The organism is Lacrimispora algidixylanolytica (assembly GCF_003609635.1).
GTDB classification, from domain to species: domain Bacteria; phylum Bacillota; class Clostridia; order Lachnospirales; family Lachnospiraceae; genus Lacrimispora; species Lacrimispora algidixylanolytica.
On sequence record NZ_MCIA01000009.1, the window covers coordinates 90,042 to 107,035 of the forward strand.

Consider the following 16,994-nt stretch of genomic DNA (forward strand, 5'->3'; position numbering starts at 1 on the left):
AATTCGCATGAGAAGAGTGTTTTATGGAAGTCTCATAAAACAGAGAGGAGAACTAATGTTAAATAAGTTAAAAGTAAAAAACAGATTGTTAATCGCATTTTTAATCGTAGTATTGTTTTCCGGTATCGCAGGAGTTATTGGAATCCAGCTTATCCGCACTACGGACAAAGAGTACACCAGAGAGCTTAGAGATTATGGTTTTTCTCAGGGAGATATTGGAAGTCTAGGACAGGCATTTCAGGCACATCGAGCCACTGTTCTCTACATTATTCTTGCGGATAGTGAGGCAGATGCCGGGAAACAGAAAGATACTTTAAAAAGTCAAATTGATGTGATTCATGAAAAGCTAGGTAAGGTCGGCACTTATATGAAGACCGACTCTGAGAAAAAACTTTATCAGGATCTTACGGAAAAGTTGAATGCCTATGAGGGATTAAGAGAACAGACCATCGCTCTGAAAGATAAATCCCAAACCGAATCCTTGAAGTTCTTTCGGAGCAATGCAGCCCCTCTTGCGGCTGAGATCGGAACTGACATTAACACCATACTTACCAACAAATCCACGGACGGAGAAGCCATGTCCGCAAAATTAGCCAGACAAGCGGTTATCTTCATGGTAATTATGATCGTTATCGTTCTTGCCTCCATTGTAGCATCCATCCTCATCGCTCTTCGCATCACAAAAGGCATCACAAAGCCACTTGATGAGCTGAAAGAGGTTGCGGACCTTATGGCACAAGGCGAATTAAAATGCAGCCTAAATTACCAATCAGAAGATGAGCTTGGTAATCTGGCGGATAGTATGAGAACTATGATGTCTAGAATCTCCTACTATATGGATTACATATCTGCCACTACGGGACGTATGGCACAAGGCGATTTTAACATTCCTCATGATTCAGAAGAATTCAAAGGTGAATTTCGGCCTGTTCAGATCTCCATTCAAGATCTCACAGATTCCTTAAATGATGTTATGGGAAGAATCGCACAGGCATCTGATCAGGTGGCTTCTGGCGCAGATCAGGTGGCTAGCAGCGCACAAGCCCTAAGCCAGGGTGCTACGGAACAGGCTTCTGCTATTCAGGAGCTGGCTGCTACCATTAACGATATTAGTAACAATATCTCCCTTAACGCTGAGAATGCCAAGGAAACTGATCTTCAGGTGAACAACACCTCTACAGAACTGGAATCTGGAAAAGCCAGAATGGAGGACTTAACTGGTGCTATGGATAACATCAGCGAAGCATCTTCAGAAATCAGTAAAGTCATTAAAACCATTGAAGACATTGCTTTCCAGACCAATATTCTTGCCTTAAACGCTGCAGTAGAGGCAGCCAGAGCTGGAGACGCAGGAAAAGGCTTTGCAGTAGTAGCCGATGAAGTTAGAAATCTAGCAAATAAGAGCCAGGAAGCATCAAAGAACACAGCAGTCCTGATCGAGCGTGCTTTAAGCTCCATTGAGACAGGAAATCACATTGCCAGAGAGACCGCACAATCCATGGACCGCATCGTTAAGTCCTCTCATTCTGTGGCGGAACTGGTATATCGGATCTCCAGCGCTTCTGAGGAGCAGGCAAACGCCGTTGCTCAGGTAACGGTAGGAATCGATCAGATTTCAAGTGTGGTACAGACCAATTCCGCCACTTCAGAAGAAAGCGCTGCTGCCAGTCAGGAGATGTCAAACCAGGCACATATGCTAAAAGTTCTGATGCAAAGGTTTCAGTTAAAGAGATAACCCAGAGCATTATAATGGTCCCCCAAAGGGATACACCGAAATAGGTGTATATCTTTGAGGGACCTTTTTTCATTGCATTAATATAGAATCTATTTATTTTTGATTATAACTTAGCAGGTAAACGGTAATTGGTTTGTCTGTAGCTCCTACATGAATGATATCAAGTAGCTCACCAAAATTATTGCCAAACGCTTTCACACAATTGTCATAAGAAAATTTAGCAAAATAATGTCCATTGATACTTCCTGATTCACTCATTGTAACTTTACACCAGTTATTTCCGCCGGATAAGCTCTGAAAAATAAGTTCAACCTGATCTTTGGTCCCACTATATTCCACATAGAAATATCCACCCTGTTTTACAGTGCTAGGATCAAGCCTTCCCCCGTATCTTGAGGTTGGGGCGGTAACTGCCTGCCCCCAATTGGATGCAGATGAGGAACCCTTAAAAAGAGGCGCGTTATCGTCGTCATCATCGTCATCTTGGTTATTTTTGTATACATTTATAATAGCATCAGCAATTCCGCCGTAGACAAAGGATAAAGAACTACGGTTAAAAATACCAAACATCTCAGCACCTTTACCAAATAGGTTGTTATCCCACCAGATACAGGACATGTGATATTTCTTTGCAAACTTCGCATATGCTTTTGCAAACTTTTCACGGTCAGCTACATTCTCCTTACCGGTTGCGCCAAATTCTCCCATTACGACTGGCAGACCTTTTTTGACGAACGTTGAATTCAACCGGAGGAAAACGGCGTTTAAATCGTAATAATCTGATTCTGTCCAATTGGAATGTCCTTTGGCATCAAAAGCAAAATCAAAGGGCAGATACGCGTGGACGGAAACTGCAATCATATCATCTTCAGAAAGTTTTTTCCATGTGGAAATCTTAGGGCTGTCAGAAGAAGCCGCATACGTGGGCATCATAATCAGTCTGGAGGTGTTGTTTCCTCCTGTACTACGGATAGCCGCACGGCTGACTTCATTGTATTCATTGACACAATTATATAATGCCGTAGTTCCATTCCAATCTTCTTCAAATCTTGGTTCATTGATTGTTTCAAGAATCAGCATATCTCCGTAGCTTTTAAAACGATTTCCAACCTGCTTCCATATGGCTGTCAGCTCGTCTTTCACTCGTTTCTGGACGGATGTGTCTGTGGAAACCATGGACTGCAAATCATTATGGTGGACATTGATAATAACGTACATTCCATTTTGAAGTCCATAATTGACGACTTCTTCCACTCTGTTCATGAATTCGGTTTTAATGGTATAAGTCGATGGATCAGAGTAACTGTCATCCCATCTTACGGGAACACGCAAGGTTTTAAATCCCCTTGCAGCAATTGTATTGATCATTTCCTTTGTCGTAACTGGATTTCCCCAAGCAGTTTCGTTATTCTCAGATTCGAGCGCATTTCCAAGATTCCACCCTGGTCCCATATCGGCAACCAGCTGAGATGCTGATAGACCTCTCATTTTAGTAAAATCACTTTTTTTAGCAGACAATTCTGAAGCATTCACTGAATCAGGTTCACAATTAACCATTTTTATTACTTCCCTTCATTAAAATCAACTTTTTATTACCAGTTGATTTTCTTATTCCCGGATCTCCCCTTTCCATGATATGATTTCGATGTTCTATCCCTTACCGCCTCCCTTCTCATGAATTTCATTTCAAAAGGAGTATTTGTTTTGAGTCCGGTTATACATCAATATGTAATAATCCGTACTATTATTTATACTTTTTTATTCCATTTTTCAATCTCTTCCTTTGTTCCCAGTACATAATGCTGTCCCCCAATGAAGTGGCTGGTGGCCGCATTATAATCAATTCCCATCTCCTTACAGTCATAAGAAAGCGCCACTCTCTTTTTTTCCCCGTTGGGGTCTGGCTGAGGAATGGCAGATAACAGAGATTTTGTATAAGGGTGAATGGGATTACCAAATATCTCTTCCGTGGTCCCGGTTTCCACCAAGTGCCCCAGATGAAGAACTCCGATCCGGTCAGAAATATACTTTACCATGGATAAATCATGAGCAATAAATAAAATGGCAGACCCAGTCTGTGCCTGAATCTCTTTCATTAAGTTTACAACCTGTGCCTGAATGGATACGTCAAGAGCGCTGATTGCCTCATCAGCAATAATCAAATCTGGGTCCATAATCAAAGCTCTTGCAATACCGATTCTCTGCCTTTGACCGCCGGAAAACTGATGGGGATACCGGGAGGCATGTTCTTTTGATAAGCCTACCATACGAAGAATGTTATATACCTTTTCCTCCCGTTCCTCCTTGGTTTTATACATGCCATGAATATCCAGCCCCTGGGCTACAATATCCAAAACCTTTTTTCTGGGATTTAAACAGGCCATAGGATCCTGAAAAATCATCTGCATCTTCGTCCGAAGGTGCTTTGTCTCTTCTCTGTTAAGGCTACCGGAGATGGTTACTCCCTGAAATTTCACTTCCCCTGAGGTTGGTTTATAAAGCCTGATCAGAGAACGTCCGATGGTGGATTTACCGCTTCCTGATTCCCCCACCAAACCATAGGTCTCACCAGGATATATCCGAAAAGACACTCCGTCGACTGCCTTTACTTCATACTTTCTACTCACTTTGAAATACTGCTTTAATTCCGTTACTTCCAAAAGGGGCTTTTTCTCATCTTCCATCTTATTTAAGCCTCCTTTCTCATTCTTGAAATCCTGTTTTTTAAAGCATCTGGCATCCCTACTTCTGGTGCATTCTCATGAAGCAGCCAGGTAGCTGCATAATGAGTATCGGTCACCTGAAACATAGGTGGTTCCATACGGTAATCAATGTTTAAAGCAAATGCATTCCTGTCTGCAAAGGCATCTCCTTTGCCTTTCCCCATAAGATTATAAGGACTTCCGGGTATGGTGTAGAGCGCCTCATCAGAGGTATTTAAATCTGGCATAGCAGATAGAAGGCCCCAAGTATAAGGGTGTCTTGGATCATAGAAAACCTCTTCTGCGAGCCCCTTTTCCACGATCTTTCCAGCATACATGACAGCCACATAATCCGCCACCTTTGCTACCACTCCAAGGTCATGGGTGATATAGATGACGGAGATTCCTGTTCTATCTTGTATTTCCTTAATCAGCTCCAAAATCTTAGCCTGAATGGTAACATCTAATGCTGTGGTTGGCTCATCACAAATTAACACCTCAGGATCGCAAGATAGGGCTATGGCAATCACCACTCTCTGGCGCATCCCCCCGGATAGCTGGTGGGGGTAACATTTCATTCGCTTCTCCGGTTCTGTGATTCCTACTAAAGATAACAGGCTGACTGCCTTTTCATACGCCTCTTTTTTTGGCGTTTTATAATGGCAGCGCATTCCCTCCATAATCTGTTTTCCAATGGTCATGGTGGGATTTAAGGAGGTCATAGGATCTTGAAATACCATGGCAATCCGCTTTCCATTGATACGCCTGCGCATCTCCTTTTTTGTAAGCTTTAACAAATCCTGATGGACTGTTTCTCCATTTCTTTCATAAGTAAAATCAATGGTGCCTTCCTTAACCGATCCATTCCCACTTAAGATTCCCATGATGGCTTTGACTGTAACTGACTTTCCTGACCCGGATTCTCCTACAATAGCCAGGGTCTCTCCTTTATAAAGATCAAGCTTTACTCCCCGTATGGCATTGGCTTCACCAGCCGTGGTCATAAAGGAGATGGAGAGATCCCGAATGGACAATATTTTTTCTTTGTTCATGATACTCCTCCTATATCTCCTTCATTTTAGGATCAAATGCATCCCGAAGTCCGTCTGCTAGCATATTAAAGCTTAACATAATGGCGCCCAGCACCAGGACCGGGGAGATGATCATATACGGATGGGTGGTAAATGATTTAAAGGCGTCGCTAATCAATGACCCCAAGGAGGCCAGAGGTGCCGGAACCCCAAGTCCGATAAATGCCAGAAACGCTTCCGTAAAAATAGCATTGGGAATGGAAAACATGGACATGATAATGAGCTGTCCAAAGATGTTTGGAAGGATCTCTTTAAATATGACGTAGAAATCTCCTGCCCCAAGGGTTTTTGAAGCAAGTACAAATTCCTGTTCTTTTAATTTTAATACCTGTGCTCTGGCAATCCGGTTCATTCCAATCCACCCCGTAATGGCAAGAGCCAAAGTGATGGTGCCAAGCCCCGGCTTTAAAACCAGCATAAGCAAGGTCACAATAACTAGGGTTGGGATTCCATTTAAGATTTCAGCAAATCGCTGCATCACGTTATCCACTGCACCGCCGTAATATCCGCTAATCAGTCCATAGCTCATACCAAAGCAAAGATCCACGATAACTGCGACCAAGGCAATGTATAAGGATATTCTAGTTCCCATAAAGGTACGGGTAAATAAATCCCGCCCAAGAACGTCTGTACCAAACCAGTAATATGTAGATTCAAGACCTGTGGTTTTATTTGGATTTACGTATTTGTTGACTACGGTCATGCCCGTAGAGGTGGACATGTGCTCCGTCCCATCAAACACGCCCCATGTTTCCAGCACTGGGATTCTTGGTGCAAGGTTTTGATTGGCAATGATCTGCCCGTTATACGTATAGCCATTCATATAGGGGCCTATTATAGCAAAGGTGATAATAAGTATAATCGCTACCAATGCAATTACGGCCCCTTTGTTTTTTATAAATGCAGATATCACATCGCTCCAATAAGAGCGGGCTGGATATACCTGATCCACGCCTAAGTCACGGTTTTTAGCCAGGAGAAAATCATCTGGTTGAAATTCAAAGGATGGAACGTTTTCCCGATTAGTGCTCATAATTACCCTCCTTTGCCAACCTGATCCTAGGATCGATGATTCCATATAAGATATCTACAAAAAGCATAATTCCAATGTACATAGCACTGTAAATAAAGGCCAGGGTCACAATGACGTTATAATCATTTGACTGTATGGCAGTTACCAAAAGGCTTCCGATTCCTGGTATGGAGAATATCTTTTCCACCACCAAAGATCCGGTCATCAAACTTACCACCAAAGGCGCTAGAACCGTAATAATAGGAATCAGGGCATTTTTAAGACCGTGAACCAATATCAACCTCCACTCAGGGAGTCCCTTACTTTCTGCCAGTAGCATATAATCAGAACCTAAGACCTCAAGCATCTCTGTCCTTGTAAAACGGGCCACCGTAGCCACCGTAAACATGGCCAGGGAGATGGTAGGAAGGACAGAGGACTTCATTGCAGCTTCTTGCTGATATAAAAGAGGGAACCAGTGGACTCGGTATCCCAAAGAGTAAGAAAGGGCCAGTGCGAACACGTAGGACGGCAGACTTACCCCCAGCACGGATACAACCGTGGTTAAGGTATCAAATATGGTGTTATGCTTTAGAGCCGCTAGAAGCCCTAGAAACAGCCCTATCACCGTACCAAGAAGCACCGCCTGACCTCCGATGCGAATGGACACCGGAAGTCTGGATGCTAAAAGTGTGGTGATTGAGGTGTTTTTTGATATGGTATAGGATACTCCAAAATCACCTGTAACCATATGTTTTACATATTGAATGAATCGGTAATAAACTGGCTGATCAAGGCCGTATTTGTCATTTAAAAGAGCTACCTGAGACTGGGTCAGCTTTTCATCGTTAAAGGGGGATCCTGGCATCAGTTCCAGCATCAAAAACAGGATAAAAAGAATTGCCAATAAGGTTGCTAAAGAAATACAGAGCCGCTTTGCAACGTATCGTTTCAAGGGTATCTCTCCTATCTCATTCAGCCATTAATTCTTGACTGTATTTTTAAAGTATCGGTTAATTGCTATGGAATGGAAATCAATGCCTTCTACGCCTGCTTTTTGCATCACTGCATTTCCCTTTTGGTAAACAGGGAAGATGACTGCATCATCGCAAACGATTTTCTCAGCGTCTGCAAGCGCTTTCCACCGTTTCACTGGATCAAGGGCAAGTTCTCCCTTTTTGCTTGATTCAATGATGGAATCGTAGTCCTTATTGCTCCAGAAACCGTAGTTGTTGGGGTTACCTGTGGTCCACATATTAAGATAAGTCATAGGGTCTGCATAATCTGGTCCCCAACGAGTAAGGCCGATTTCAAACTCCCCTGCCTGCATTCTTTCCACACGGTTTTTCTTTGGCATCTGCTCTAAAGTAATGGTGATTCCAGGTAACGTAGTCTGAATCTCTGACTGTAAGAACTGAGCAACGTTAATGGCTGACTCCGTATCCTCTACAATCATGGTATAAGTCAGGGTGTCAACTCCCAGCTCCTTTTTCGCTGCTTCCCAATACTTTAATGCCTCAGCTTTATCGGTTTTAAAATAATTACTGCCAGCGGTTTCTCTGTAATCTTTTCCATCAGGTCCGGTTGCCAAAAGGGTGGGGACTGCAAAATAAGCAGGAATAGAACCATCCTTTAAGATATTGTTACACACCGCCTCTTTATCAAAGCTAAGAGACAATGCTTTTCTAAGATTTAAGTTTTCAAGACCAGCTACTTTGGTGTTTGGAGACATATACCACAGGTAACCTGCCATGATGTTTTTAAATTCCGGATCTGCCTGGAACTGCTCCACCTGTTCTCCGGATAGGGTTACTACGTCAAGGTCTCCATTTTGATAGGCCAGAATTGCCTGCTGGGAATCCTTAATTACCTGATACTTCATTCCATCAAGCTTAACTTTATCTGCGTCCCAGTAATCCTTGTTTTTCTCAAGGGTAATGGTGGTTGCCGCTGGCTCGTAAGAAGTAATCTTATAGGGCCCGTTTGATAACAATGTGTCTGGTGTGGTGGCATACTGATCTCCGGCTTTTTCAAAGAATTCCTGATTGACCGGATAGAAGGTAGGAAATGCCATTAAAGATTCAAAATATGGGACAGGAACATCAAGCTCTACCTTTAAGGTCTTGTCATCCACAGCAGTCACCCCAAGGTCGTCAAGTGATTTTTCACCTGCTGCTACTGCGTCTGCATTCTTGATTCCTGCAATTCCAACAATAAATGCATACTCACTTGCCGTCTTTGGATCTACGGCCCGTTTCCAGGCATATACAAAGTCTTTGGCTGTAACTGGTGTACCATTGGACCATTTAGCATCTCTTAAATGATAGGTAAGAGTCATGCCATCCCCACTTTTTTCTACGCTTTCTGCCAGAGCAGGTACGGGATTTCCATCGGCACCTAGCTCATATAACCCATCGGTGGTATCAGCAATGACTTCAAAGGAAGTTCCATCGGTTGCGATCTGAGGATCCATGGAAGCCACTTCCACATCAATATGTACGTTTAATACCTTACCATTTTCCTTACTGCCTTCTTTAGTCTCTGCCTTTGCAGTAGAGGCTTGTGTTTCCTGAGACACTGTTTTCGAATTCCCACACGCGGTCAAAGACCAGGCCATAATGCCTGCTATACTGATAGCCGCTAATTTTTTTAGACTTTTTTTCATTATTTTCCCCCTCATATTCATTTTATTTTAATAAAAATAGTGTCTGACAGAGTTCTCCCTCTATTCAGACACTATTGTCAAAAATATTTGTTACAATATATTATTTTTTAATATCTGTCAATATCGAACCAGCCATTAAACATTAAGTTAAGGCGATTCATCACTTTACAAGCCCAAAGCGTCGTTTTCTAATGCATATGCTTCTATAAATTAATTGAGAACAAAAAAAATTATTATTTAAAATATGTCCCGGCTAATAAAATAAGACGGAGAAATAAAAATCATCTCTCCGTCTTACTCATTTTCTTGCATATTCATACATCAGTCTTACCAAATCTTATGTAGTAAGGCCAAATTTTTCTTCCATAATAGATCTTAACTCATCCACGATTATTCCTGCTTCCAGGCCTGTTTCATCGATTGTAATATCTGCATAAGATTCATAATAAGGAACTCTCTCCTCATATAACTCTTCAAGGGTCATACCGTCTTTTAAAACCACGCCCCGGTCAACCAGATTACCAAGTCGTTCCATTACATCATTAAGGCTTAGCTTTAGATAAACAACAATACTGATTTCCTTCAAATGTTCCATCGCTTCTTTTCCATAGATGACGCTTCCACCTGGGGCGATGACGCTATGGCTAACCTGAAGTTCCTTGTTGGTCCTGTTCTCCACCTCTAAAAATCCATCATCTCCACTTTCGGCTATGATTTCCTTTAACAACTTTCCTTCCTTTTCCTGTATCACAATATCCACGTCCACAAATGAATACCCAAGTCGTTTTGCCAAAAGAACACCAACAGTGCTCTTGCCGGAAGCGGGCATTCCGATGAGAGTTATGTTATCACGCATCTGGGTCATCTACGTTTCCTCCTGCCGGCTGAACTTTTTCCAGACTTTCTTACTGAATATCCAAAACTGCCAAGTTTCTTCCCTTGTTCAAAATATTCTCCATGGGAATAGGATACAAGTCCTGCCTCATTTAAATGAAATTTGTTTTTCTCATCCATGTAACGGCTGTCTACAGTCACGCCTAAGATCTCAGCTAGAAACAAATCATGGCTGCCAAGGCGCTTTACTTCAACCACCTTACAAGCCAGACAAACAGGGCTTTCTTCAATCCCTGGAGCTTTGACGTGCTTTAGGGCACAAGGAGTCAGCTTCATCTGGGCAAACTTATCTACCTCTCTGCCTGATTTTACACCACAGTAATCCGCAGCCCTCACCAGATCCTTGGATACCAGATTCACCACAAATTCCCCGGTCTCTTTTATAATATCATAAGAGTAGCGCTCCCTACGAACGGATATGGACAACATCGCCGGGGTAGAGCATATGGTGCCTGCCCAGGCAATTGTAATAATATTAGGTTTCTCGCCCTCTCTTTGACAACTTACCATAACAGCAGGAACTGGATAAAGCATATTACCAGGCTTCCACTCCACTTTGCTTGATTTTTCAGGATTTTTCATAAGATTATTCTCCTCATCCTTGAACAGCTAACATAATGCTTGGGATCAACTGTTTCTTTCTGGATACTACGCCTGGAAGACTTACTACATGATCTTCCTGTTCTTCTTTCCTGTTATCGATGCGGAAGGCTCTCTCTACGATCTGCTTTGCTCCCTGTCCCTCACATAAGAGCACAGTAGACTGCGACAGGATATTGGTTAACATAAAGAACATCATGTCAACGCCGTGTTCTTCTCTCGCCTTTACCATGTATGGAATCATGCGATCTTTTAAATTAACAAGCTCCTTATCATTTAAGGAGGTGATCTGTCCTACTCCAAAGGCAATTTTACCAACGGAAAACTTTTTAAAATCCTGATAGAAGATTTCTCCATCTGTTTTCCCCTTTAAATTACTTGCCGCTTCAAACATGGATGAGGCATACTTATCCGCATCAATACCTGCGATTTCTGCAAGTGCAAGAGCCGCAGTTTTATCTGCCTCTGTACAAGTTGGGGAACGGAATAAAAGTGTATCGGAAATAATAGCACTGCATAAAAGTCCTGCAATCTGAGGTTCTATTTTTATGCTATTCTCCTGATACATCTGATATACAATGGTTGCGGTACAGCCCACCGGCTGGTTGCGGAAGAATACTGGCGCAATGGTCTCCACGGTGCCAAGTCTGTGATGATCGATGATTTCTAAAAGTTCCGCATTCTCCATGCCTTCCACTGCCTGGGATTTCTCGTTATGATCCACCAAAATCAACCGTTTTCCTTTTGCACCAAGTAAGTTACGGCGGGATATCATACCTTTATATTTTCCATCCTTATCAAGGATTGGGAAATCACGGTGGCGTTTGCTGGCCATAACATCTTTGATTTCGTCGATATAATCCTCTTCTTCAAAGGTAATCAGCCCTTCGGTTTTCATAAAGTAGCTGATTGGAATGCTCTGGTTTACCAAACGAGCGGCAGTATACGTATCATATGGTGTCGTCACGATGGTACAGCCTCTTTCTTGAGCCAGTTTTTTGATGGTCATAGAAACAGAAGCTCCCTCGCAGACAATAATACAAGCTGCCTCCATCTCAATGGCGCAAAGCTGAGATTCATAACGGTTTCCTAAGATAACCAAATCTCCCTCAGAAATATAATATTCCATCATATCAGGATTGGCTGCTGCAATGAGTACCTTTCCCTTATCAAAATAAGCCTCTAGATCTCCCACCACCAGATTGCCCTCTAGTGTCTCTACAATATTAGAGTATTGGGTGCAGGCTTTTGATAATATGCTGCTGTCATATACGTTCATATAGGATTTGGCAATGTCTCCGACCGTGATCAGTCCTTCCAAAATTCCATCTGCCGTAACCGCTGGTATGGTCACTGCATTGGCCTCCTGCATGAGATTCCATGCTATTTTTAAGGACAATTTCTTCTTTACGCCCTTTGTTTCCCGAATCTCTATGTCAAGAACCTGGGTCTTTACATTCTCTATCAGTTCAGGGGCTTCCATGCCGAAATAGTTCAATACAAACTGAGTTTCTTCATTGACTCGTCCCGCTCGTCCGGGTCTGTAATCCTCACCAGTTAAAATCCGCTTTAAATTGGCATAGCAGACCGCAGAACAGATGGAATCTGTATCAGGATTTTTGTGCCCGATGACGATAGTTTTTCTATTTTTATGGTTATCTCCCATGGTATCTCCTTTTTTCATAATCTGTTTACAGGCCGTTCATATCCTGTTCACATCCGTTTTTTATACTAAATGTATAGAAAAATTGCAATACAAACAAGTTAATCAGTCAAGTTGCACATAGATTTTTCATAATTGCCCTGGTTGTCCTACAACCAGGGTCTCCTCAATTTATCCGATACATTGTCTTGTGAAGTATTCCCATTATATCATAAATTAGCAAATTGTAAATAAGTGATACCGAATGGAAAAGGTTGATCCATAAGAAAATACCAGACCTGACCGACCACGAAGTGGCCAGCCAATATCTGGTATTATGTTTGTAATCTAATCCAAAATGAGCCTAGCCGCCCCGTAAATTCCTGCGTCATTGCCCAATGTGGCCAGTACAATACTGCCCTTGTTCTTAGATATCGGTGTGAACTTTTCGTAATTATGGTCGATGGTATCAATCAGGAACTGACCTGCCTTTGATACTCCACCACCCAGAACAAAAACCTCCGGATCTATGGTCATGGCAACCTGGGAAAGTAAAAGTCCAAGATAATGGCCCACAATCTCCATAACTTCTAGAGCAAGGGGATCTCCTGCCTTTGCTTCATCCAGCACATCTTTTGCTGTGACCTGTTGACCAAAACTTCTTAAGGAAGAAGGCAGATCCTTTGATGCCATCATTCTTTTTGCTTCGTTTGCGATTCCAGTCGCACTTGCAACCTGCTCCACACAGCCGACTCCGCCGCAGTTGCAAGTTTCTGTTTCATCTCCACGAATATGGATATGTCCGATCTCTCCAGCCAAACCATGGCGTCCAGATACGATTTTCTCGTCAATGATCACTCCTCCGCCCACACCGGTTCCTAAGGTGACCATAACAATATCATGATATCCTTTTCCTCCGCCTTGCCACATCTCTCCAAGAGCTGCTACATTGGCATCGTTTGCGCTTTTTACCGGCAGACCATGAAGCATCTCACTCAGCTCTCGCTCGGGATATCGGTCACGCCAGCCTAAGTTGACGCAGACCTCTACATAACCATTGGGCAGAACAGGGCCCGGGATCCCAAGTCCGGCCCCCTGTATCTGATCAATGGGAATATTAAGTTCTTTCAGCTTTTCTAAAATAGAAGCTCCCACATCATCAAGGATGTATTTTCCACCCTCTTCTTTTCTGGTCGTCACTTCCCATTTATGTAAAAGCTCCCCTGTTACTTCAAACAGTCCCATCTTTACAGAGGTACCGCCTACATCAACACCAATACATTTCATTCCCATGGCCCTTAATGCTCCTTTTCCTTTTGTATCAAGATGTCGGAAACTTATTATAAGGATTTTGCAACTTCTGCAACTCGCTCAGCCGTAAATCCAAAATGTTTGAATAACTGATCTGCAGGTCCACTGGCACCATAACCTGTCATGGTCACGTATGCACCATCAAGACCTACATATTTACCCCAGCCAAAATCACTTAAGGCTTCAACTGCCACACGTTTTCTCACTGCCTTTGGAAGAACGGATTCTTTATATTCATCACTCTGCTCTTCAAAGAGATCCATACAAGGCATGGAAACAACTCTTACCTTTTGGTCTGCAAGGAGTTCTTTTGCCTTTACAGAAAGCTCTACTTCAGAACCGCTGGCAATTAAGATGATATCTGGAGTTCCCTCACAGTCATCAATCACATATCCACCCTTTAATGCATCTTTGCTGCTTCCTGGCATTGGAGTTAAGTTCTGTCTAGTCAGAACAAGGCCAGTAGGAGTCTTTTTGGAAGTCAGTGCAGAATACCAAGCTGCTTCTGTCTCGATCTCATCACAAGGACGGAATACATGGAAATTCGGCATTGCTCTTAACATTGCAAGCTGCTCGATTGGCTCATGAGTTGGTCCATCTTCGCCTACACCAATGCTGTCATGAGTGAATACGAAGGTCTGTGGAATGCCCATCAAAGAAGCCAAACGTGCCATAGGCTTGGTGTAATCACTGAATACAAAGAAGGTTGCAATATAGGTGCGAAGTCCGCCGTGAAGAAGCATACCGTTACCGATTGCAGTCATTCCAAGCTCTCTAACACCAAAATGCATGTTGCGTCCGCCTCTGTCTTCTTTTGAGAAATCTCCCACATCAGACATATTGGTCTTATTGGATGGAGCAAGATCTGCTGATCCGCCGATAAGATTAGGAATACAGGTTTTCACACGATTTAAAATCTGACCGGAGATATTTCTGGTTGCATCTGCTTTTTCTGGTTTCTTCCAGAAATCAGTGCAAGCGTCAATTGCCTTACTTGTGCCATCTGGATCATGGTAGGAATTCCAAAGTACTTCCATCTCTGGATATTCTTCGCAGTATGCTGCAAACATAACGTTCCATGCAGCTTCTACTTCTGCCTTTTCCTCAGCCAGTTTCTTATAGTGGCTATATACCTCTTCTGGTACAAAGAATGGCTCTGTGGAAGGCCAGCCAAGATTCTCTTTTAAAGCGGTGATGTTATCTGCACCAAGAGGTTCTCCATGGGCACTTGCTTTTCCCTGCTTTGCTGGACAGCCATAACCAATCTGAGTTTTTATGGTGATAAAGGATGGGCGCTTCGTATCTGCCTTTGCCTCTTCGATGGCGCGGGCAATGGCACCTAGATCATTTCCGTCTTCTACGGTAATGGTCTGGAAATGGAATGCCTCCATGCGTTTTTGTACATCCTCGGTAAATGCGATATCAGTGCTTCCTTCGATGGAAATCTCGTTGGAATCATAGAAGATAATCAGCTTTGAAAGGCCTAAGGTACCTGCCAGAGATAGGGTTTCAGAAGAGATTCCTTCCATCATACATCCATCACCGCCAAGGGCATAAGTATAATGATCCACAACTGGGAACTCATCTTTATTAAATACAGAAGACAGATGGCTTTCTGCAATTGCCATACCAACTGCCATACCCATACCTGCTCCTAAAGGTCCTGTTGTTGCTTCGATGCCAACGGTGTGACCATACTCTGGATGTCCTGGTGTCTTAGAACCAAGCTGACGGAAATTCATTAAATCCTCTTTGGAGAGGTTTCCATATCCAAACAAGTGAAGCAAGGAATACAAAAGCATGGAACCATGGCCTCCTGATAACACAAAACGATCCCTATTTGCCCAATCAGGATCAGCCGGGTTATGGTTTAAATGGTTTGCCCATAATTCATAAGCCGCGGATGCACAACCTAAAGGGAGTCCGGGGTGTCCGGAATTGGCTTTCTGGATCGCATCTGCTGATAGGATGCGGATTGCATTAATTGACATGGTTTCGATGTTGCTCATTGGTATTGTCCTCCTATTTGTAATCTTATTTCTTTCATATTTTGGGGACCCGTAACGATCAGTGTATTTGGAAATCTGCCGTTTCGGATCTTAGTTACCGGAAAATCAAATGTACCGGAAAATTTTAGCCTGCCGGACATGTTATAGACTCTACACGAATTCTCATTATACAGAAATACATGATTACCGTCAATATCAGCATTGGTATACGGATACTGAAATACCTTGGAAAAGACCTGTTTTCCATCTGGTCTGTAAATATCTAAGCGGTAAGGGTTTTCACCCCCCGGGTTGTCCACGATGAGACCCACATATTTACGGGAATAAAATACGCTTTTTATTTGCTCTTTTATTGGAATCTGTTTGACTAATTCTGGGGAAAGAGCATTTTTTGTTGAGTAAAACGATACGCTGTTGTCTGAAAAAGCACAAGCGTAGGTATCGTCTAAGAAATGCACCTGGGCTACAAGGGATGAATCATAGGGTTCATCAAACCCGCCTACCAGCCTGTCCGGAACACTTTTTCCGATTTCTGCAAAATTGTGGAACGCTACCCTTCCGTTTAAAGTGCCATTCTTTAAATAGGCATAGGCTCCCATGAGCTGAGTTCCATCTGGAGATAAACTAATATCAACTGGATAGCCGGAATCTCCCCCTAAAAGTGCCTTGATCTTTACATCAAGTGCTGATCCGTCCTGTTTGAAAAAATATATGTAATTGGCGGTTGACTCCTCTAAGACTGCGGCAACCACTCCTTGAGAGGAAACCGTTGCTTTCACAATAGGGAGAACTGTGGTAGCTACCCCAACATTTCCTGCCTTATTAAAAATATAAATGGAATTGCCCTGCAAGTCTGCAACTGCAGCATACTCTCCGTTTACAACCGCCTTTGGTGACTTCATCTCATAGCTTTGGATCCATACTTCTTTTCCTTGGGAGTCCAGATAGGAAGCACCATCTTTACTGTATTTGAGTAGATTGGAACCAAAGTTTAAATATCCCTCATAGCTTCCCTCATTCAGTTCCTTTGACCATACCACACCATATCCGGTGTAGTGGTATAGACTGAAATACTCAAACGCACCGATGCCACCTGCTGCCAGCACCAATAATACCACCAAAGAAATCCGGAACCGCTTCTTTTTTACCTTACTACGGGCTTTTTTAATGATCTCTTCACTGGATTCATCCTTGTTGCCGGAATTTTGAACAATCTGACTCCGAAGCTGGTTTTTTTTAATCTCTCTGTTCATTGAGTTCCATTCGCTCATGCAGTTCTCTCCTAAAAATGCCCATATATACTTGTAGTATACAACATTTTATTGAGAAAAGC

The 16,994-nt window shown here is 42.8% G+C and carries 13 protein-coding genes; 1 reads left to right on the forward strand and 12 read right to left on the reverse strand.

All coding sequences use genetic code 11. From position 1 onward, the window contains the following. The first annotated feature begins 55 nt into the window (after nt 1–55). A complete protein-coding gene (locus BET01_RS07750) occupies nt 56–1,735 on the forward strand; it encodes a methyl-accepting chemotaxis protein (protein WP_158585005.1) in 1,680 nt (559 codons plus the stop codon). A 93-nt stretch (nt 1,736–1,828) separates the two neighbouring features. Here BET01_RS07750 and BET01_RS07755 read toward each other — a convergent pair whose 3' ends face one another. From BET01_RS07755 to BET01_RS07810, 12 genes are all read right to left on the reverse strand, one after another. Continuing rightward, a complete protein-coding gene (locus tag BET01_RS07755; protein ID WP_120196234.1) occupies nt 1,829–3,292 on the reverse strand; it encodes a cellulase family glycosylhydrolase in 1,464 nt (487 codons plus the stop codon). Between the two features lie 191 nt (nt 3,293–3,483). Beyond that, the gene (locus tag BET01_RS07760; RefSeq protein ID WP_120196235.1) at nt 3,484–4,419 is read right to left on the reverse strand and encodes an ABC transporter ATP-binding protein; all 936 of its coding nucleotides are present in this window, start codon (nt 4,417–4,419) and stop codon (nt 3,484–3,486) included. A 5-nt stretch (nt 4,420–4,424) separates the two neighbouring features. After that, nucleotides 4,425–5,489: an ABC transporter ATP-binding protein gene (locus tag BET01_RS07765; RefSeq protein WP_207667585.1), complete on the reverse strand. Its 1,065-nt coding sequence runs from the start codon at nt 5,487–5,489 to the stop codon at nt 4,425–4,427. 10 nt (nt 5,490–5,499) lie between these two features. Further along, nucleotides 5,500–6,561: an ABC transporter permease gene (locus BET01_RS07770; RefSeq protein ID WP_120196237.1), complete on the reverse strand. Its 1,062-nt coding sequence runs from the start codon at nt 6,559–6,561 to the stop codon at nt 5,500–5,502. Continuing rightward, on the reverse strand, nt 6,551–7,495 hold the full coding sequence (locus BET01_RS07775) for an ABC transporter permease (RefSeq protein ID WP_120196238.1): 945 nt from the start codon (nt 7,493–7,495) through the stop codon (nt 6,551–6,553). The genes BET01_RS07770 and BET01_RS07775 overlap by 11 nt, the downstream gene beginning before the upstream one ends. A 27-nt stretch (nt 7,496–7,522) precedes the next feature. Continuing rightward, entirely contained in the window at nt 7,523–9,205 is a 1,683-nt protein-coding gene (locus BET01_RS07780) for a peptide ABC transporter substrate-binding protein (protein WP_120196239.1), read from the reverse strand. Nucleotides 9,206–9,542: 337 nt separating this feature from the next. Further along, a complete protein-coding gene (locus BET01_RS07785; protein ID WP_243117154.1) occupies nt 9,543–10,070 on the reverse strand; it encodes a shikimate kinase in 528 nt (175 codons plus the stop codon). Continuing rightward, a complete protein-coding gene (locus BET01_RS07790; RefSeq protein ID WP_120196240.1) occupies nt 10,067–10,681 on the reverse strand; it encodes a flavin reductase family protein in 615 nt (204 codons plus the stop codon). Before BET01_RS07790 ends, BET01_RS07785 begins: the two co-directional genes overlap by 4 nt. A 13-nt stretch (nt 10,682–10,694) precedes the next feature. Further along, nucleotides 10,695–12,365, reverse strand: a complete 1,671-nt coding sequence (locus BET01_RS07795; RefSeq protein WP_120196241.1) for a putative manganese-dependent inorganic diphosphatase — start codon at nt 12,363–12,365, stop codon at nt 10,695–10,697. 324 nt (nt 12,366–12,689) lie between these two features. Continuing rightward, the gene (locus BET01_RS07800; RefSeq protein ID WP_120196242.1) at nt 12,690–13,634 is read right to left on the reverse strand and encodes an ROK family glucokinase; all 945 of its coding nucleotides are present in this window, start codon (nt 13,632–13,634) and stop codon (nt 12,690–12,692) included. 47 nt (nt 13,635–13,681) lie between these two features. Beyond that, entirely contained in the window at nt 13,682–15,661 is a 1,980-nt protein-coding gene (tkt, locus tag BET01_RS07805) for a transketolase (RefSeq protein ID WP_120196243.1), read from the reverse strand. Then, nucleotides 15,658–16,932 carry a DUF5711 family protein gene (locus tag BET01_RS07810; protein ID WP_120196244.1) on the reverse strand — a complete coding sequence of 425 codons (1,275 nt, stop codon included), beginning with the start codon at nt 16,930–16,932 and terminating at the stop codon, nt 15,658–15,660. The genes tkt and BET01_RS07810 overlap by 4 nt, the downstream gene beginning before the upstream one ends. Nucleotides 16,933–16,994 lie beyond the last annotated feature (62 nt).